Origin of the sequence: Rhodococcus sp. BP-332, assembly GCF_019836065.1 — a bacterium.
GTDB lineage: Bacteria > Actinomycetota > Actinomycetes > Mycobacteriales > Mycobacteriaceae > Rhodococcoides.
Genome location: NZ_JABUEC010000004.1, coordinates 290431 through 307527 on the forward strand (window position 1 = coordinate 290431; position 17097 = coordinate 307527).

Consider the following 17097-nt stretch of genomic DNA (forward strand, 5'->3'; position numbering starts at 1 on the left):
CCATGTCTCGTCGAATCACCCGTTCACTCGTCGATGCCACCGTGGCAGGCGCCGGAGCCGCTGCCATCGTGTTGTCCGGCGGGGCAACGGCGTCCGCAGCACCGTCATCGGCCCGCTCTACTTTCAGACCTTCGGCGAGTTCTACTTCCCTCCCGCAAAGAATTGCCAGCAGACGGCAGCCGAGTACCGGGAGCGAGGCGACATCATCCTCGTGAACTGTGCTCCCGGCTTCGCCTTCGGCACGTACCAGCTCGTCGGCATCCGCGCAGGCTTCGGTAGCTGAGCCCGAGCCCACCGGCTCAGTCGTTACGGTGGGCGGATGCCACTGTCGCCGCGGGTACCGGACCTCGGAGCCCTCGATGTGATGGTGTCCGTCGCCCGGTTGGGCAGCATGACGGCAGCGGGCCGCGAACACGGGTTGAGTCAGCAGGCGGTCAGCGCGCGAGTGCGTGCGGCGGAACGGGACATCGGTGTCCGCATCTTCGATCGCGGGACGAGCGGTGTCGCCCTGACCCCCGAGGGCGTCGCGGTCATGGAGTGGGCGGGCGGCATCCTCGACTCGGCCGAGAAGTTCGCGACAGGAGTGACATCGCTTCTGCGCGAGGGCAATGCGACGCTCACCATCGCCGCGAGTATGACCGTCGCCGAGCACCTCGTGCCGGCGTGGATGCTGTCGATGCGCAGACAGTCGCCCGACGTCCAGGTGCAGATGCGACTGATGAACTCGGCGGAGGTCGCCGAGCAGGTGCTGGACGGGCGCGCGGACATCGGTTTCGTCGAAGGGCCCGACGTGCCGGCCGGGCTCGGGGTCGCCGTCGTCGCGCACGACGAGTTGATCATCGTCACGGGACCGTCCCACCCGTGGGCGACCAGACGTGCGGCGTCGATGGAGCTGCTGCAGACGACGGCTCTGGTGCAACGGGAGCCGCGGTCGGGAACCCGCACCACGTACGAGAGCGCCGTCCGCCCGACGGTTCCGCCGCTCATCGAGCTCAACTCCGTCACCGCTGTCAAGTCTGCTGCCATATCGGCGAATGCGCCGGCGGTGGTGTCGTCCCTCGCGGTGGAGGGGGAGCTGCGGAGTGGCGCGTTGGTGCGCATCGACGTTCCCGGTCTTTCGATGACGCGTGAGCTGCGCGCGGTCTGGAGCCTGTCTGCAGCACTGCGCGGTCCACGTCGCGACTTCCTCGACATTGCCCGGCAGTAGCCACAAACAGCGTTTGTGGGGTGACAAGAGCACGACCACTACTGATCGTCGCCGTCCCGGCGCACTGTGAAGGCATGACGACCTTCCGGACCGCGACATCGCACGGGCTGCTCCGCGATCTCGACTCGCCCGGCAGCGTGATCGAGCACATCACGCCGAACTGGTTCGCATCGGTGATGGGGACCGGAATCGTCGCCACTGCCGCAGCAACGCTGCCCGTGCAGAATGTCGTGCTCCACATGGCAGCCGTCGTCATGTGGCTGCTCGCCTCGACTGTCCTCGTCGTCGTGTCGACCCTGTTCGCCGCGCACTGGCTCGCGCACCGCCGCGTCGCGCAGGCCCACGCGGCCCACCCGGTCATGATGCAGTTCTACGGCGCGCCGCCCATGGCCCTGCTCACCGTCGGTGCCGGCACGAGCCTCCTCGGCGTGGACATCATCGGGCAGAGCCTGGCCACCTCGATCTTCGTCGTCCTCTGGACGGTGGGTACCGCGCTGGGGCTCGCGACCAGTGTCGTCGTCCCGTACGTGATGATCACCCGCGGCCGCAGTGCCGACACGGTCGCGCTCCCGGCATGGCTGATGCCCGTGGTGCCGCCGATGGTCTCGGCATCCACCGGTGCACTTCTCCTCCCGCACATCGCCGACGGGCAGTGGCGGCTCGCGATGCTCGTCGGCTGCTACGCGCTGTTCGGATCGGCACTCGTGACCGGGCTGATGGTGACGACCGCGGTTCTCGGTCGACTGCTGCACGGCGCCGTCCTCCCGGTCCAGGCTGCACCGACTATATGGATCACTCTCGGCGTCATCGGCCAGTCCGTCACCGCGGCCAACCTCCTGGGTGCCGATGCGGCGATGGTGTTCACCGGTGACCGGAGCGAGGTGGCGGTGGTCCTGCGTGCGGCGGGAATCCTCTTCGGAATGGTGATGGGCGGCTTCGGAGCGATGATGTTCGCCCTGGCCACGGCGCTGACCGTGCACGCGGCGCGCCGAGGACTGCGCTTCTCGTTGGCATGGTGGTCGTTCACCTTCCCGGTCGGAACATGCGTCACCGGCGCGGCGGCGTTGGGGCGCGCGCTGGAGTCGTCCGTCGTCGAGGCACTGGCGGTCGTGCTGTTCGCCGTGCTGGTGACGGCGTGGACGACGGTGGCGACGAGGACGGTGCGCGAGGCGTATCGCGGCCGGGTGTTTCTTCCGGCGTGAGAGTCGCACGACGGCGAAGTGGGCACACTGGAGGCATGGAGATCACCGGCCACCTCACGCCCGACGAGTTCTGGACCCAGCAACGCGCGATCGAGGATCAGATCCGCGCCGAGTCGACCACCTTCCCGACCTACACGGTGAACGGGTGGAACGGGGTGCGGGTGATGGGCCCGTGGTCGCGGGAGAACGACGTACTGACCAGCGTGACACTGCGGCACGGTGAGGTCGACTGGGACGGCGACGACATCGACGGTCCCTTCGTCGAGGTCACCACCACCACGAAGGACGCGCACCGCACGGCGCTGAAGGCGATGCTGTCGGCGATCGGTCTGACGCCGATGTCGCCCGAGTACAAGCGGCGACGTGAGGCCATCGCGGCGACGGAGGCGCGTCGCGTCGTCGTGCCGGTGAACGGCGCGGACACCGACTTCGAGATGCACGGCGGGCAGGAACGGTGGTGGGCGTCGGCGACGGTGGGCGACCACGGTGTGGTGATCGAGGCGCGGCACCACCCTGTCGAGGCGGTGGCGCTGACGTCGGAGACCGACATGGAGCCCTATCTCGACGGCCTCCGCGCCGCGATCCGTACGAGTCGGGGCGAGTGATGGCACTGCCCTCGCACGGCCGATTCCCGTACTCGCCCATCACGTCCCGTCCGTCGTTCTCGTGGCCGGGCGGCGCGTCCCTCGCGGTGTACGTCGCCGTCAACTGCGAGCACTTCCCGTACGACGACGGAGCTCCCGGGCTGGGATGGACGCCGGGAATGGACCAGCCGAACACCTACAACTGGGGTTGGCGCGAGTACGGCAACAGGGCGGGCGGCTTCGCGTTGGCCGACACGTTGCGCGACAGCGGAATTCGTCCGACTCTGCTCGTCAACGCCGAGATCTACGAGCACGCTCCCGATCTGGTGGCGGCGTATCGCGCACTCGGCGCGGACGTCGTCGCCCACGGCCGCACCAACGCCGAGCAGCCGAACCAGCAGGACGAGGACGCGGAACGTCGCACCATCGAGGCGGTACGACGGGCGATCGAGTCACACGAGGGTTCGCCGCCTCGGGGTTGGATGAGCCCCGGCGCGAACCCGAGCCGGGTGACGGAGGACCTGTTGGCGGAGCAGGGATTCGAGTACACGCTCGACTGGCCGATCGACGACCAGCCGGTGTGGATGGCCACGCGCGGTGGACCTCTACTGAGTGTTCCGTACCCGCACGAGGTCAACGACCTTCCGGTGTTCGTCCATCACCACGGGTCCGCGGAGGATTTCGAGCACATCGTCGTCGACTCGTTCGACGAGCTGAAGGAGCAGTCGCGGCGCGCACCGCGCGTGTTGGCCATCTCCACCCACACGTTCCTCACCGGGCAACCGCACCGGCTCAGACGCTTTCGTCGCGCGCTGGATCACCTGACGTCGCACGCCGACGGTGTCTGGTTCACCACCGCCGGCGACATCGCCGAGCACTATCGGACGGTCACTCCGCCGCCTGCGTGACGTAGTCGTGCAGCTGCGCCTCGGTGAGGTTCGCCTCGGTGAGTGCCGCGAGGGCCTCCGGATCGAGGTTCTCGGCACTGCCGTCCGCGAAGCGCCGTGCACCCTCGGCCGTGACACCGCGTGCTCGCAACTGGGCGAACACCTCGTCGGTACTCACACGCCCGCCGGGAGTGCCCGTGCCGCGACTCCCGCTCCCATGTTGTACCCGAGATGACCGCCGAGAGCGCCGCCCAGACCGGCGACGGCGAATCCGGCGAGTGCGAGCGCCTTCGACGTGGTGTCCGGCGGCGACGACGCGTCCGCTGCCTTCGCGCGCCGGCGATACGACGCCGTGAACAGAGCCAGGGCTACGGCGTTGGTGCTCGCGTGGATCAGACCCACTCGTCGCTGTTCCGCGTTGAGCGTCGACCACGTCGCCCACCCCGTCACCAGTGCGGTGGGGGCGGTCACCAGTCCGGCACCGATGAGGCGCCGCGCTGCCGCGGAGTCTCCACCGGTGACATCGAGAAAGACTGCGCTGGTCCACAATCCGACCGAGGAGTAGGCCATGATGGGATGCATCGGGTGGCCGACGAAGGTCCCACGGAGGAGGCCGTCGACCTTCGTCCCCTCGAGAGCGGATCGGAGCTTCCCGGCGACGGGGTCGCTGACCGGATCGAGGAACGTCGCCTTCTCGAGCGGGTGGAACAGCGGTGTGAGATTCATACCGTGTCGGATACCCGCAGCGGTCGAGGGTAACCGCGACGCACGGTGCGCTCGAGAATGCCGAGGGTCACGCGCAGGGACGATCCGGACACCACGGGGAATATGTCACGCTCCCGCCAGTCGGGATGGATGTCGGACCAGTCGTAGTAGGACGTGACGAGGGTGCCCTCCGTGCCGTCCTCGAAGGAGTGCGGCGCGAGCCGGTACCCGTAGCGGTGACCGATGGGCGGTCGGACCGTGCCGACGATCGTCCACGAGATGTCCCGATCGCGCTCGAAGGTCGCGATGGTGACCTCGACGTCGTAGGTACCCATCGGGAGGTCGCCGAGTGCCTCGCGATCCATGTGCACGACGAAGGTGTCTCCCGCGGACGTCACGGGTGCGCCGTCCGCGCTCATCAACATGCCCGAGCCGTCGATGGCGACGTGGCCGTCGGGATCGCAGAGCACGTCGAAGATGTCCGCCGCGGGCAACGGCATCACGCGCTGAAACTCGAGTCGTTCGTCGGTCATGGGTCCAGTCTGCACTTGTGCAGGAAGCGGGTGCGCAGGTCGTCATTGAAGACGGAGCGCGACGGGCACAGACTCGTGACCATGACGGACCTCACAGGACGATCGGCTCTCATCACCGGTGGTGCCAGCGGAATCGGGGCCGCGATCGCCCGCGCCCTCGCGGCGAACGGCGCTCGGGTCACTGTCGCCGACCTCGACGGTGACGCCGCCACGGCGCTGGCACACGAGATCGGGGGAGACGCGTGGCAGGTGGATCTCTCCGACGTCGACGCGCTCGCGGACCTCACCCTCGAGACCGACATCCTGGTGAACAACGCGGGAATCCAGCACGTGTCGCCGATCGAGGACTTCGACCCGGTGATGTTCCGCCGCATCCTGACACTCATGGTGGAGGCACCGTTCCTGCTGGTGCGTGCCGCTCTGCCGCACATGTACGAGTCCGGGTACGGACGCATCGTCAACATGTCGTCCGTGCACGGCATCCGGGCATCGGCCAACAAGTCGGCGTACGTCACGGCGAAGCACGCGCTGGAGGGACTGTCGAAGGTCACCGCTCTCGAAGGCGCCGAGCGGGGCGTCCGCAGCAACTGCGTCAACCCCGGCTACGTGCGAACACCCCTCGTGGAGAAGCAGATCGCCGATCAGGCGCGCGTCCACGGCATCGACGAGTCCGAGGTGCTCGAGAAGGTGCTGCTGACCGAGAGTGCGATCAAGCGGATGGTGGAGCCGGAGGAGGTGGCCGCACTGGTGTCCTTCCTCGTCGGAGACGAGGCGTCGATGATCACCGGAGCGTCGTACACGATGGACGGCGGCTGGAGCGCGAGCTGATCACTCGCCGCGCGAGACGCTCTCCACGAAGTCGCGGGCGATGTCACGGAGCTTGCGGTTGGCGCGCTGTGACTCCGCGGACAGCATGCCGAACGCGGTGTCGCTGTCGACGCCGTGCAGCGCCATGAGAATGCCCTTGGCCTGCTCGATGGGGGCGCGGTGCTCGAGTGCGTCCTGCAGGCCCGACGCGACCTCGCGGGCCGACCGCACGCGGGCGTAGTCGCCGATCGCCGTGGACACGGTGGACGTCAGCAGCTCGAGGATCGACTCGTCGATCGACCCGAACGCGTCGGGGGCGGTGCCGTACAGGTTGAACGATCCGAGCTTCATGTCGGCGGTGTGCAGGGGCGCGGCGAGGAACGAGCGCACGCCCTCCTCGCGGGCAGCGTGTACGAACTCCGGCCAGCGCTGCTGCGCCGCATCGACGTCGACGCGCACGATCTCCCCGGTCCGGGCGGCCTCGAGGCACGGACCCTCACCGATCTCGTACTGATGGCGGTCGACCTCGAGCGTGCGGTCGTCGGTGTGCACGGCCGTGTACGTCAGGCCGCCGAACAGGATGCTCACACCGACGCTGGACGCACCGTCGACGGCCTCGTGTGCGATCTCCGCGGTGCGCTTCAGCAGCACCGCAAGATGGTCGTCGTCGCGGACGCTGCCGCCGACCACGCTCAGCATGGCCGCGAGTCGACGGGGAGCGACCGACCCGGTGGCCACCTCGGTGACCAACTCCGCCGCACGCGACGTCGACTCGTCCGCCTCCGCGCGCTCCGAGTCCGCTGTCGCCGCCACGGCGCTGTCCCTGCTCTCCACGGTTGAGAATCATCGCACGACGCGGGGACACCAGCAGCGACTCCGGTTGAGTTCGGTGGCCAGCGGGTATCGCAAGCATCAGGTACTCGTGTTGTCCGGACATCACGAAGTGCCAGAGCCGTCGAGTGAAGAAGCCCGCCGATGTCTCGGAGACCCCCACTGTGTGCCTGCGCACCGGTGGGGTTCTTCGTGTCGTGGGCTCAGCCGCGGCGTGCGTGCTCCTCGATCACGGCGGCATTGAGCGCGGCCGCGGCGCTGACGATCGCGGCGGCGTCGTCCGGGTCGCACTCGCCGTCGGCGACGCGCGCGACGGCATCCTGCATGCGTACGCACAGTGTGGCGACGGAATCGTCGTCGGTCGGCTCGTCCGCCACGGCGCTCGTACCCGCCAATTCGTCGTCGGCCGGCTCGGTCTGACGGACGTCCTCGATCACGTCGTCCCGCCCGGCGTCCGCGAGTCGCTCGAACTCCTCGGCCGGTGTCTCGGGACGGTAGTTGCGAGGGCTGCCGTTCACCACGGTGCGCGTGCCCGGCGACAGCGCCACGAAATTGACCCGAGTCCCGCCGGGATCGCCGCTGACCCGGAAGACCCGATCCGGGCGTGTGACACTGCGCACGATCATGCCGTCCGCGATGGCGTGCGGATTGCGTGGAGCCACATCGAACCTCGATTCACTGGTTGTGGGCCATCATGGTCGTATGACTTCCGTGATGGAGCGCCTGCTGGACATCGCACCGATCTGGGTGTTCCTCATCGTCTTCCTGCTCGTGTTCCTCGAGGACGCGATCTTCGTCGGTTTCGTGATCCCGGGAGAGACGGCCGCGGTCATCGGCGGTGTCGCGGCGAGTCAGGACCACGTGAGTGTCGTGGCGATGGCGGCGGTCGTGGTCGTCGCGGCCGTGGTGGGTGACTCGGTGGGCTTCGAGATCGGCAAGCACTTCGGCCCACGACTGTTGGCCATGAAGATTCTGGACAAGCGTCGCGACAAGCTGGACAAGGCGCGGGACCTGTTGGCGCGCAAGGGCGGGACGGCCGTCTTCCTCGGCCGGTTCGTCGCCTTCTTCCGAGCGGTGATGCCGGCGTTGGCCGGAATGTCGCGCATGCCGTACCCGAAGTTCCTCGCGTACAACGCACTCGGTGGGCTCGTCTGGGGGACGGGGTTCGTGGTGCTCGGATTCGTCGCCGGCAACTCGTACGAACAGGTCGCGAAGACGGTGGGACGGGACGCGGCGATCATCGTGGTCGCGGTGGTGGTGATCGCGCTGATCGTGTGGCGCGTCCGGGCTCATCGCTCCGAGAAGGGCGCGGCGCGGGCCTACGATCCCAGCGCGAGCACCGACAGCAGCTCGTAGGCCACGTGTGACGCGGCGATTCCGGTGATCTCCGCGTGGTCGTACGCGGGCGCGACCTCGACGATGTCCGCACCGACGATGTTCGCTCCCACCAACCCGCGCAGGGTGTTCAGCAGTTCCCGCGACGTCATGCCGCCCGCCTCGGGTGTGCCGGTACCCGGGGCGTGGGCCGGGTCGAGGACGTCGATGTCCACGGAGACGTAGACCGGGCCCGTGTCGAGACGGCGGCGCATCCGCTCGACGATCGAGGCCACCCCGTCCGTCTCGTAGTCGTCGGACCGGATGATCTGAAACCCCAGGACGGCGTCGTCCTCGAGGTCCTTCTTGCCGTACAGCGGACCGCGGATCCCGATGTGCTGCGACCGCTCGAGGTCGATCAGCCCCTCCTCGCTGGCCCGTCGGAACGGTGTCCCGTGCGTGAAGGGTGCACCGAAGTACGTGTCCCACGTGTCGAGGTGCGCGTCGAAGTGCAGCACGGCGATCGGCCCGTGGTCGCGGTGCAGCGCGCGCAGGATCGGCAGCGCGATGGTGTGGTCGCCACCGAGAGTGAGGACCGTGCTGCCGTCCTTGCGCAGATCGGTGATCGCGTGCTCGACCGTCGTCAGTGCCTCGGCGATGTCGAACGGATTGACCGCGATGTCGCCGGCATCGGCCACCTGGCGGTGCGCGAACGGCGACACGTCCAGCGCGGGGTTGTACGGCCGGAGCAGTTTGGACGACGCGCGGATGTGGCCGGGACCGAAGCGCGCGCCCGGCCGGTAGCTCACGCCCGAGTCGAAGGGCACTCCGACGATGCTCACGTCGGCCCGGGAGACCTCGTCGAGTCGCGGCAGCCGCGCGAAGGTCGACGGTTCCATGTACCGCGGGTATCGCGAGCCGTCCAGAGGTCCCCTGATGTCGGTCATGAGCAGTGATGTTTCCTCACTTCAGGCGGTTGGTCAACACTTGTTTCCTGACGCGGAGCAGGGCATGATCGCGGCGTGTCCACCATCGGAAACCGGCTGCGGGAGGCCCGGGCCGCCCGTCGTCTCACTCTCGACGCGCTCGCGTCGACCGTCGGTGTGACCAAGGGCTACCTGTCCAAGGTCGAGAACGACCGCGCGTCCGCGTCCGTCGCCGTCCTGGTGCGCTGGTGCGACGCGCTCGAGATTCCCATGGGGTCGCTGTTCGACGACGTTCCGCACGGCGACGTCGTCCGCGCCGGCGAGTACCCCCCGATCGCCCTCGGGGGTCATGCCCAGACGGAGTACCTGCTGACCCCGGCGGGCGAACAGCGCGTGCAGGTCATCCACGGCAGGATCGAGCGCGGAGGAGGCAGCGGCGACGAGTCGTACGAACTGCCGGCCGAGGTGGGGTTCGTCCTGGTGCTCACCGGTCGGCTGATCCTGACGCTCGACGAGCGCACCGTGCAACTCGACGACGGTGACGCGCTCACCTTCGATCCTCGTCGTCGGCACAGCTTCCGCGCGGAGGTCGACACCACTGTGCTGTGGGTCCTGACGCCGTCCCTGCCCTCCCGCCACGACAGAACCAGAATCGAGACGACCCCATGACCACGCCCGTCACTCCCGACAGCTCGGTCCACGAGCGATCAGCAGGGGACCGTGAGCAGCCGGTCACCATGTTCGGCCCCGACTTCCCCTTCGCCTACGACGATTTCCTCGCGCACCCGGCCGGGCTCGGGTCGGTCCCTCCGGACCGCCGCGGCACCCGCGTCGCCATCGTCGGGGCCGGTCTCGCCGGCACCGTCGCCGCCCGGGAGCTGCTGCGGATGGGACTCGAACCCGTGGTGTACGAGGCGGGGTGGATCGGCGGCCGCATGCACTCGGTCCCGTTCGAGGGGCACGAGGACACGGTCGCCGAGATGGGCGCGATGCGGTTCCCGCCGTCGTCCACCGCCCTGTTCCACTACCTCGACCACCTCGGCATCGAGACCACCCCGTTCCCCAACCCGCTCGCCGAGGCGACGCCCAGCACCGTCATCGACCTCAAGGGCACCAGTCACTACGCGCGGCAGCTGACCGATCTCCCCGACGAGTACGCCGAGGTGGCCAGGGCGTGGCAGCGCACGCTCGAGGAGCAGTCCGAACTCGTCCCTCTCCAGCGCGCCATCCGCGCTCGGGACGCGGCGGCGGTGAAGCGCATCTGGAACGACCTCGTGGTGCGACTCGACGACACGACGTTCTACGGGTTCCTCGTCGGATCCCCCCACTTCGCGTCGTTCGCGCGTCGAGAGTTATTCGGCCAGGTAGGTTTCGGCACCGGTGGCTGGGACACCGACTTCCCGAACTCGATACTCGAGATCCTGCGCGTCGTGGCCACGGAGGCGGACGATCACCACCGCGGCATCGTCGGCGGATCCAGCCGCCTGCCACGTGGTCTGTGGTCGGAGGCCGTGTCGGACGCGGCGCACTGGCCGGCGGGCACCTCGGTCGCGTCGCTGCACGGCGGCACACCCCGCCCGGGTGTCACGGAGATCCGGCGACGGACCGACGACGCCACCGGCGACCACACCTTCGCGGTGACCGACTCCTCGGGCCGGACGGACGAGTTCGCCTCGGTCGTCGTGACCGCGCAGAGCTGGATGCTCCTCAACACCATCGACACCGACGACGACCTGCTGCCCATCGATCACTGGACGGCCGTCGAACGCACCCACTACATGGGGTCGACCAAGGTGTTCGTGCTCGTGGACCGACCGTTCTGGAAGGACGTCGACCCCGAGACGGGGAGGGAACTGGTCAGCATGACCCTCACCGACCGGTTGAGTCGGGGAACGTATCTCCTCGATCACGGCGACGATCGGCCCGGCGTGATCTGTCTGTCGTACACGTGGAGCGACGACTCGCTGAAGCTGCTGCCGCTCTCACCCGACGAGCGGTTGACGCTGATGCTGGGATCGCTCGAGGAGATCTATCCCGGGGTGGACTTCCGCAGCCACATCGTCTCCGATCCGGTGACGCTGTCGTGGGAGACCGAGCGACACTTCATGGGTGCCTTCAAGGCCAACCTGCCCGGCCACTATCGCTATCAGGAACGCCTGTTCTCGCACTTCGTGCAGGACGAGCTCGCCTCCCGGCATCGCGGGATCTTCCTCGCCGGCGACGACATCTCGTGGACGGCGGGATGGGCCGAGGGCGCCATCCAGACCGCGCTCAACGCGGTGTGGGGAGTCATGAACCACCTCGGCGGATCGACACATCCGGACAATCCCGGGCCGGGTGACGTCTTCGAGAGCATCGCCCCGCTCCGCCTCGGGGACTGATGAGTCGACCGGCGCGGTGAATCTCGGTCCGGGAGGACTTACCGAGCGGTAGCGTTCCTCCGGTGGTTCAGTTGCTCTCGCGCTCACGGGCGGCCGATCGGCCGCCCGTGACGACGCCTGCGACCGTTCCGGTGCGGACCGTCTCGGCGCAGGCACTGGCCATCGTGCTCGTGCTCGCCGTCGCGGTGCTCGTGTTCCACCTGACCCGGCCGACGGCCGAGGAACCGGCCGTCGGGGCGGTCGCCGCTCCCGCTGCGGACCTGCGGCCGAGCTTCCTGGCGGAACCGGAGCGCAACCTGGGCCCGCTGCGCCAAATCGCGAAGGTCAACCGCGCCACGGCGGAGGAGGAGTACGCGGCCGCCATCGCCGTGCTCTCGACGGCGGCGAGCGCCGAGGAGAAGGATCGCCGACTGTACGAGCTGCCACCGGCCGTGATCGGCGCCCGCATCGGTAGCTACGCCTCACCGGCTCGCGGCACGTACACGTCCGGTTTCGGCCCGCGGTGGGGAACGATGCACAACGGCATCGACATCGCCGGCCCGATCGGCACACCGATCCTGTCGGTGGCGGACGGCCAGGTGATCGAGGCCGGCCCTGCGAGCGGCTTCGGGCTGTGGGTGCGCGTGCGACACGACGACGGCACCGTGTCCATCTACGGTCACGTGGACACCCTGGTCGCGGTGGCCGGTCAGCGGGTCGCGGCGGGGCAGCAGATCGCGACGATGGGGAACCGCGGCGACTCGACCGGGCCGCACCTGCACTTCGAGACCGTCGTCGCGGACAAGCACGTGGATCCCGAACTGTGGTTGATCGGCCGCGGTATCTCGCTCGGACCGGAAGGCGACTGACGAGTCCCATCCGTCACACCAGTAACACGCTCGGATACGATCAGGGCATGAGACGGGCACTTCTGACGGCGGCGACGGCACTCGCCGTGGCCGTGGGCACCGCACCTCTCGGCGCCGGTCCGGCCGCGGCCGACACCGCCGGCTCCTGCTCACCCGAGCATCCCCGTCCCGTCGTGCTGGTGCACGGCACCTGGGTCGACGGTCCGGACACCTGGTCCACCCTCACTCCTCAGCTCGAGGCGGAGGGCTACTGCGTCTTCACTCTCGAGTACGGCTACCGCGCCGAGCCCGGCGAGAACCTGCTGCAGACCTACGGCGGCGACGACATCGCCACGTCCGCGCGAGAGCTGCGTGCCTTCGTCGACGACGTCCGATCACGCACCGGCGCAGCCGACGTGGACGTCGTCGGGCACTCCCAGGGCGGTGTCGTGGCGCGCCAGTACCTGAAGTTCGAAGGTGGAGCCGACGCGGTGCACACCCTCGTCACCCTCGGCGCCACCAATCACGGCACCACGTTCTCGGCGGGGCAGCTCATCGGATCGCTCGCGCAGCAGTTCGGACTGCCGGTCGGCGAGGTCGCCGCCGCGGCCGTCGGACCGTCGTTCGTCCAGCAGATGGTCGGCTCGTCGTTCCTCGACGTGCTCAACGCGGGCGGCGACACCGTCCCGGGCGTCGACTACACCGTGATCGCCACCCGCGCGGACACCGTCTCCACGCCGCCCGAGAACACCTTCCTCGCCGCGGGCCCGGGCGCGACCGTGGACAACGTCTGGGTGCAGGACGGCTGCCCGAGCAACACCGCCGGGCATATGGAACTGACCACCGACCCCCGCGCACTGTGGATGGTGCAGCGCGGGCTCGACCGGTCCTACGCCGATCGGGTCCCCAGCCCCTGCTGAGTGTCGGAGTGCGCGCGCTGGTGCGGTGGCCGGCTGGAAGGGGTGTGCACACGGCCGGCGTGTGGTGAACACCCGTTGCTGCAGGCTGGAGGGTGTGTGCGGTTGACGCAGGGGGTGTGCACGCAGCTCGCTGAACCTCGCGATCCCGCCGATTCTCACGTTCCGCCGCCCTCACGCGTTTACTGATCGTGATGCTTCCGTTCGAGACCGTCGTGGCCACCCACGGCCCCGTGGTGCTGCGGGTCTGTCGCGCCGTGGTCGGTCCCGTCGACGCCGACGACGCGTGGTCGGAGACCTTCCTCGCCGCGCTCCGGGCGTACCCCGACCTGCCCGAGGACGCGAACGTGCAGGCCTGGCTGGTGACCATCGCGCACCGCAAGGCCGTCGACGTTCATCGCGCGGCAGCTCGTCGGCCCGTGCCCACCGACTCCGTTCCGGACGTCGCCACGATGGTGCCCGACGAGAACCACGCCCTGTGGTCCGCGGTCGCGGCCCTGCCCGACACTCAGCGACTGGCCGTCGCGTACCACCACATCGGGGGGCTCCCTCATGCGGACGTCGCTGCGCTGCTGGGTAATTCGACCACAGCCGCCCGGCGTGCATGTGCCGACGGCATCGCGACGCTACGCCGCACGACCACGAGGAGTGAGCTGCTGTGACCACCGCCGCCGAACTGACCGCGCTCCACGAGCGACTGACGCACCGCGCCGCCGAGGAAGGACTGCTCGACGTCGCGTACCGCACCCTCGACTCACCCGTCGGCACGCTCCTCGTGGCGGCCACCGAGCGAGGTGTCGTGCGCGTGGCCTTCGACGTCGAGAACCACGACACGGTCCTGCAGACGCTGGCCACCCGCATCAGTCCGCGGGTGCTCCGAGCGCCGGCCCGGCTCGACCCGGTGGTCCGCGGGCTCGACGCGTTCTTCGCCGGGACGTCCCGCGTCGTCGACGTCGACCTGGATCTGCGCCTCGCTGCAGGTTTCCGTCGCGACGTCCTGACGCATCTCCAGCGCATCCCCTACGGCGAGACCCGGAGCTACGCCGCCGTGGCCGCGGAGACGGCCAGCCCGAAGGCCGTCCGCGCCGTGGGATCGGCCTGCGCGCGCAATCCGCTGCCCCTGGTCATCCCATGTCATCGCGTGGTGCGGTCGGACGGAACGCCCGGTCGTTACGCCGGCGGTGAGGCCGCCAAGCAGCTTCTGCTCGCGCTCGAGACACAGAACTACTAGGCGGTATTAGTCTCGAAGCATGTCCTCTGCTGCTGATGTTCCCGCGCACCTCGTTCTGTCTCGTCGCGATCTCGAGTTCCTCCTCTACGAATGGCTCGACGTCGAGTCGTTGACCGAGCGGAAGCGCTTCTCCGATCATTCTCGGGAGACGTTCGACGCGGTGATGGAGCTCAGCGAGCAGATCGCGGTGAAGCACTTCGCGCCGCACAACAAGAAGGCGGACGCGAACGAGCCGCACGTCGGCGAGGACGGCAAGGTCGTCCTGATTCCCGAGGTCGAGCAGGCGCTGAAGGTGTTCAACGACGCCGGCCTCATCTCCGGGCAGTTCGACGACTCGCTCGGCGGCATGCAGCTGCCGACCACGGTGTCGAAGGCGTCGCTCGCGTGGTTCCAGGCCGCGAACACCGGCACCGCGACCTATCCCTTCCTCACGATCGGCAACGCCAATCTCCTCATCGAGTACGGCAGCGAGGAGTTGGTCGACGCCTATGTCCGGCCCATGCTCGAAGGCCGTTTCCACGGGACCATGTGCCTGTCCGAGCCCGGTGCCGGATCGTCGCTCGCCTACATCACCACCAAGGCCGTCGAGCAGGGTGACGGCACCTACGCGGTGACCGGAACCAAGATGTGGATCTCGGGCGGCGAGCACGAACTCGGTGAGAACATCGTGCACCTCGTCCTCGCCAAGATCCCCGGCGGTCCGGCGGGCGTGAAGGGCATCTCGCTCTTCGTCGTGCCCAAGACGCTGGTGAACGTAGACGGGTCGCTGGGCGAGCGCAACGACGTGAACCTCGTCGGCCTGAACCACAAGATGGGGTACCGCGGAACCACCAACACGCTCCTCGCGTTCGGCGAGAACGGCGGCGCCACAGGCTATCTCGTCGGCGAGCCGCACAAGGGCCTGTCGTACATGTTCAAGATGATGAACGAGGCGCGCATCGGCGTCGGCATGGGCGCGACCGCGCTGGGCTACACCGGCTACCTGCACTCGGTGGCGTACGCCCGGGATCGTGCACAGGGCCGGCCCGTCGGTGACAAGGATCCGGCTGCCCCGCAGGTACCGATCATCGACCACTCCGACGTCCGCCGCATGCTGCTCGCGCAGAAGTCCTACGTCGAGGGCGGTCTGGCCCTGGGTCTGTACTGCTCCCGGCTGGTCGACGAGCAGATCACCGGCGAGCAGGACGCGGCGGATCGCGCCGGGTTCCTCCTCGACGTGCTCACCCCCATCGCCAAGGCGTGGCCGTCGCAGTGGTGTCTCGAGGCCAACAACCTCGCGATCCAGGTGCACGGCGGGTACGGCTACACCCGTGACTACAACGTCGAGCAGTTCTACCGCGACAACCGCCTCAACCCCATCCACGAGGGAACGAACGGCATCCAGGGCCTCGACCTCCTCGGACGCAAGGTCGTCGCGCAGGGCGGCCGAGGGCTCCAGCTCCTCGTCGAGACCATCACGGAGACCATCGACGCGATGTCGGGCGAGTACGCCGACGCCCTGCGAGCGGCAGTGGATCGCCTCGTGGCCGTCACCGGCACGCTGTGGGGTCAGGGCGACGCCGAGGTGGCGCTGGCCAACTCGTCCGCGTACCTCGAGGCGACCGGTCACGTGGTCGTCGCGTGGCTGTGGCTCGACCAGCTCCGGGCGATCGGCGACAAGGAAGGCGCCTTCTACGACGGCAAGCGTGTCGCGGCGCAGTACTTCTTCCGGTACGAGCTCCCCAAGACGGGCCCACAGTTCGACCTGCTCGAGAACCTGGACCGCACGATGCTGGATCTCGACACCGCGGTTCTGTAGCGCAGCGCTTGCCGGGTGGGGTGCTGCCGGGCGCACCGCGCGGTGTTGCGCGCACCGTTCAGCGTGCGCAGAGAGTCGGGCGCTGCGCGTGGGGAGGCACCGCACTGCGGGTGGTGCGGTGCGTGCCTGATCACGGGTGTGCCTGGCGCACCGCGCGGTGTTGCGCGCACCGTCCAACCTGCGCACACCACCGCGCGCAGCGCCCGGACGCCCGGCGACGGTACCCAGTAATGCCCGTCACACACACCTGGCAACGCGGTGTACCGACTGCTTAGATACAAGATGTGCGCAACACAGATGCAACCGAGACGTCGTCCGACCGGGCGTACGCGACGGTCAAGGAGCTCATCGTCTCCGGCGAGCTGCCGGGCGGGGAGCTGATCAGCGAGGGGCAGATCGCCGAGCGCACCGGCACCAGCCGCACCCCGGTCCGTGAGGCCTTCCTCAGGCTCGCGGCCGAAGGATGGATGCGGCTCTACCCCAAGCGCGGGGCCCTCGTGGTTCCCGTCGCCCCCGACGAGGCCACCCATCTCGTCGCCGCCCGTCGACTCGTCGAGACCGGATCGCTCGAGGCGTTCGCACAGGATCCGGGCAGCCGGGCCTCCGCTGCCGCACAGATGCGGGAGAGCCTCGACCGGCAGCGCGTTCTCGCGGAGGCGGGCGACTCCCTCGGCTTCGCTGCCGAGGACGCAGACTTCCACACCATCGTCGTCACGCACGGGGACAACCCGCTGCTGTCGACCTTCTACTCAGGATTGCGCGACCGGCAGCGCCGCATGACCGCGAACTCCGTGGCGCGCAATCCGGACGTGTTGGCGTCGATCATCGGCGACCACACCCGTCTCACCGCACTCGTCGAGCAGGGCGACGTCGCCGCGTACGACGACGCCCTCTCCCTCCACATGGCAGCCACGCACGCGCTGCCGCGTGGAATCCGCTGAAGGACC

General features: G+C 68.7%; 20 protein-coding genes. 14 read left to right on the plus strand and 6 right to left on the minus strand.

All coding sequences use genetic code 11. The annotated features are described in order from the left end of the window. Positions 1–319 precede the first annotated feature (319 nt). From HQ314_RS16640 to HQ314_RS16655, 4 genes are all read left to right on the plus strand, one after another. The gene (locus HQ314_RS16640) at positions 320–1207 is read left to right on the plus strand and encodes a LysR family transcriptional regulator (RefSeq protein WP_222650648.1); all 888 of its coding nucleotides are present in this window, start codon (positions 320–322) and stop codon (positions 1205–1207) included. A gap of 74 nt (positions 1208–1281) precedes the next feature. Further along, on the plus strand, positions 1282–2409 hold the full coding sequence (locus HQ314_RS16645; RefSeq protein ID WP_222633192.1) for a TDT family transporter: 1128 nt from the start codon (positions 1282–1284) through the stop codon (positions 2407–2409). Positions 2410–2444: 35 nt separating this feature from the next. After that, positions 2445–3014: a hypothetical protein gene (locus HQ314_RS16650; protein WP_027506500.1), complete on the plus strand. Its 570-nt coding sequence runs from the start codon at positions 2445–2447 to the stop codon at positions 3012–3014. Next, positions 3014–3901 carry a polysaccharide deacetylase family protein gene (locus tag HQ314_RS16655; protein ID WP_056443505.1) on the plus strand — a complete coding sequence of 296 codons (888 nt, stop codon included), beginning with the start codon at positions 3014–3016 and terminating at the stop codon, positions 3899–3901. Before HQ314_RS16650 ends, HQ314_RS16655 begins: the two co-directional genes overlap by 1 nt. Here HQ314_RS16655 and HQ314_RS16660 read toward each other — a convergent pair. Genes HQ314_RS16660 through HQ314_RS16670 form a run of 3 tightly spaced genes read right to left on the minus strand, consistent with a single transcriptional unit; the run spans position 3882 to position 5118 of the window. Next, positions 3882–4058, minus strand: a complete 177-nt coding sequence (locus HQ314_RS16660) for a hypothetical protein (protein ID WP_155957085.1) — start codon at positions 4056–4058, stop codon at positions 3882–3884. The genes HQ314_RS16655 and HQ314_RS16660 overlap by 20 nt on opposite strands. Further along, positions 4055–4606 carry a DUF2231 domain-containing protein gene (locus HQ314_RS16665; RefSeq protein ID WP_027506498.1) on the minus strand — a complete coding sequence of 184 codons (552 nt, stop codon included), beginning with the start codon at positions 4604–4606 and terminating at the stop codon, positions 4055–4057. The genes HQ314_RS16660 and HQ314_RS16665 overlap by 4 nt, the downstream gene beginning before the upstream one ends. Further along, on the minus strand, positions 4603–5118 hold the full coding sequence (locus tag HQ314_RS16670) for a polyketide cyclase (protein ID WP_027506497.1): 516 nt from the start codon (positions 5116–5118) through the stop codon (positions 4603–4605). The genes HQ314_RS16665 and HQ314_RS16670 overlap by 4 nt, the downstream gene beginning before the upstream one ends. An 81-nt stretch (positions 5119–5199) precedes the next feature. On the opposite strand from HQ314_RS16670, the gene HQ314_RS16675 reads away from it, so the two are divergent. Then, positions 5200–5946, plus strand: a complete 747-nt coding sequence (locus HQ314_RS16675) for a 3-hydroxybutyrate dehydrogenase (protein ID WP_027506496.1) — start codon at positions 5200–5202, stop codon at positions 5944–5946. On the opposite strand, the gene HQ314_RS16680 is transcribed toward HQ314_RS16675, so the two are convergent. Both HQ314_RS16680 and HQ314_RS16685 read right to left on the minus strand, forming a co-directional pair. Further along, positions 5947–6759: a GAF and ANTAR domain-containing protein gene (locus tag HQ314_RS16680; protein ID WP_056443510.1), complete on the minus strand. Its 813-nt coding sequence runs from the start codon at positions 6757–6759 to the stop codon at positions 5947–5949. It abuts the gene before it with no gap. 200 nt (positions 6760–6959) lie between these two features. After that, a complete protein-coding gene (locus tag HQ314_RS16685) occupies positions 6960–7418 on the minus strand; it encodes a hypothetical protein (RefSeq protein WP_222650649.1) in 459 nt (152 codons plus the stop codon). Between the two features lie 40 nt (positions 7419–7458). Between HQ314_RS16685 and HQ314_RS16690 the strand changes: the two genes are divergently transcribed. Then, positions 7459–8112, plus strand: coding sequence for a DedA family protein (locus HQ314_RS16690; protein WP_051613522.1), 654 nt, complete (start codon positions 7459–7461; stop codon positions 8110–8112). Here the strand turns inward: HQ314_RS16690 and speB are convergent. Next, positions 8076–9017 (minus strand): agmatinase, encoded by a 942-nt coding sequence (gene speB / locus HQ314_RS16695; RefSeq protein WP_027506493.1) that lies wholly within the window; start codon positions 9015–9017, stop codon positions 8076–8078. The genes HQ314_RS16690 and speB overlap by 37 nt on opposite strands. A gap of 75 nt (positions 9018–9092) precedes the next feature. Between speB and HQ314_RS16700 the strand changes: the two genes are divergently transcribed. The 8 genes from HQ314_RS16700 to HQ314_RS16735 all read left to right on the plus strand — a co-directional run bounded on the left by HQ314_RS16700 (position 9093) and on the right by HQ314_RS16735 (position 17091). Further along, positions 9093–9665 (plus strand): helix-turn-helix domain-containing protein, encoded by a 573-nt coding sequence (locus HQ314_RS16700; protein ID WP_056443515.1) that lies wholly within the window; start codon positions 9093–9095, stop codon positions 9663–9665. Next, positions 9662–11377, plus strand: coding sequence for an NAD(P)/FAD-dependent oxidoreductase (locus tag HQ314_RS16705; protein ID WP_222650650.1), 1716 nt, complete (start codon positions 9662–9664; stop codon positions 11375–11377). The genes HQ314_RS16700 and HQ314_RS16705 overlap by 4 nt, the downstream gene beginning before the upstream one ends. A 62-nt stretch (positions 11378–11439) precedes the next feature. Further along, a complete protein-coding gene (locus HQ314_RS21495; RefSeq protein ID WP_231476416.1) occupies positions 11440–12225 on the plus strand; it encodes a M23 family metallopeptidase in 786 nt (261 codons plus the stop codon). 47 nt (positions 12226–12272) lie between these two features. Beyond that, positions 12273–13124: a triacylglycerol lipase gene (locus HQ314_RS16715; RefSeq protein ID WP_222650651.1), complete on the plus strand. Its 852-nt coding sequence runs from the start codon at positions 12273–12275 to the stop codon at positions 13122–13124. A 191-nt stretch (positions 13125–13315) separates the two neighbouring features. After that, on the plus strand, positions 13316–13783 hold the full coding sequence (locus HQ314_RS16720) for an RNA polymerase sigma factor (RefSeq protein WP_027506491.1): 468 nt from the start codon (positions 13316–13318) through the stop codon (positions 13781–13783). Next, positions 13780–14352, plus strand: coding sequence for a methylated-DNA--[protein]-cysteine S-methyltransferase (locus tag HQ314_RS16725; RefSeq protein ID WP_056443522.1), 573 nt, complete (start codon positions 13780–13782; stop codon positions 14350–14352). The genes HQ314_RS16720 and HQ314_RS16725 overlap by 4 nt, the downstream gene beginning before the upstream one ends. A 19-nt stretch (positions 14353–14371) precedes the next feature. Further along, positions 14372–16150: an acyl-CoA dehydrogenase gene (locus HQ314_RS16730; RefSeq protein WP_222650652.1), complete on the plus strand. Its 1779-nt coding sequence runs from the start codon at positions 14372–14374 to the stop codon at positions 16148–16150. A gap of 284 nt (positions 16151–16434) precedes the next feature. Next, complete coding sequence (locus HQ314_RS16735; RefSeq protein WP_037186307.1) at positions 16435–17091, plus strand: GntR family transcriptional regulator; 657 nt, start codon at positions 16435–16437, stop codon at positions 17089–17091. The last annotated feature ends 6 nt before the right edge of the window (positions 17092–17097 follow it).

Bases quoted from the DNA above. Each gene is read 5' to 3' on its own strand.
- HQ314_RS16640 (WP_222650648.1), top strand. From the start codon at position 320: ATGCCACTGTCGCCGCGGGTACCGGACCTCGGAGCCCTCGATGTGATG.
- HQ314_RS16645 (WP_222633192.1), top strand. From the start codon at position 1,282: ATGACGACCTTCCGGACCGCGACATCGCACGGGCTGCTCCGCGATCTC.
- HQ314_RS16650 (WP_027506500.1), top strand. From the start codon at position 2,445: ATGGAGATCACCGGCCACCTCACGCCCGACGAGTTCTGGACCCAGCAA.
- HQ314_RS16655 (WP_056443505.1), top strand. From the start codon at position 3,014: ATGGCACTGCCCTCGCACGGCCGATTCCCGTACTCGCCCATCACGTCC.
- HQ314_RS16665 (WP_027506498.1), bottom strand. From the start codon at position 4,606: ATGAATCTCACACCGCTGTTCCACCCGCTCGAGAAGGCGACGTTCCTC.
- HQ314_RS16670 (WP_027506497.1), bottom strand. From the start codon at position 5,118: ATGACCGACGAACGACTCGAGTTTCAGCGCGTGATGCCGTTGCCCGCG.
- HQ314_RS16675 (WP_027506496.1), top strand. From the start codon at position 5,200: ATGACGGACCTCACAGGACGATCGGCTCTCATCACCGGTGGTGCCAGC.
- HQ314_RS16690 (WP_051613522.1), top strand. From the start codon at position 7,459: ATGACTTCCGTGATGGAGCGCCTGCTGGACATCGCACCGATCTGGGTG.
- speB (WP_027506493.1), bottom strand. From the start codon at position 9,017: ATGACCGACATCAGGGGACCTCTGGACGGCTCGCGATACCCGCGGTAC.
- HQ314_RS16705 (WP_222650650.1), top strand. From the start codon at position 9,662: ATGACCACGCCCGTCACTCCCGACAGCTCGGTCCACGAGCGATCAGCA.
- HQ314_RS16715 (WP_222650651.1), top strand. From the start codon at position 12,273: ATGAGACGGGCACTTCTGACGGCGGCGACGGCACTCGCCGTGGCCGTG.
- HQ314_RS16720 (WP_027506491.1), top strand. From the start codon at position 13,316: ATGCTTCCGTTCGAGACCGTCGTGGCCACCCACGGCCCCGTGGTGCTG.
- HQ314_RS16730 (WP_222650652.1), top strand. From the start codon at position 14,372: ATGTCCTCTGCTGCTGATGTTCCCGCGCACCTCGTTCTGTCTCGTCGC.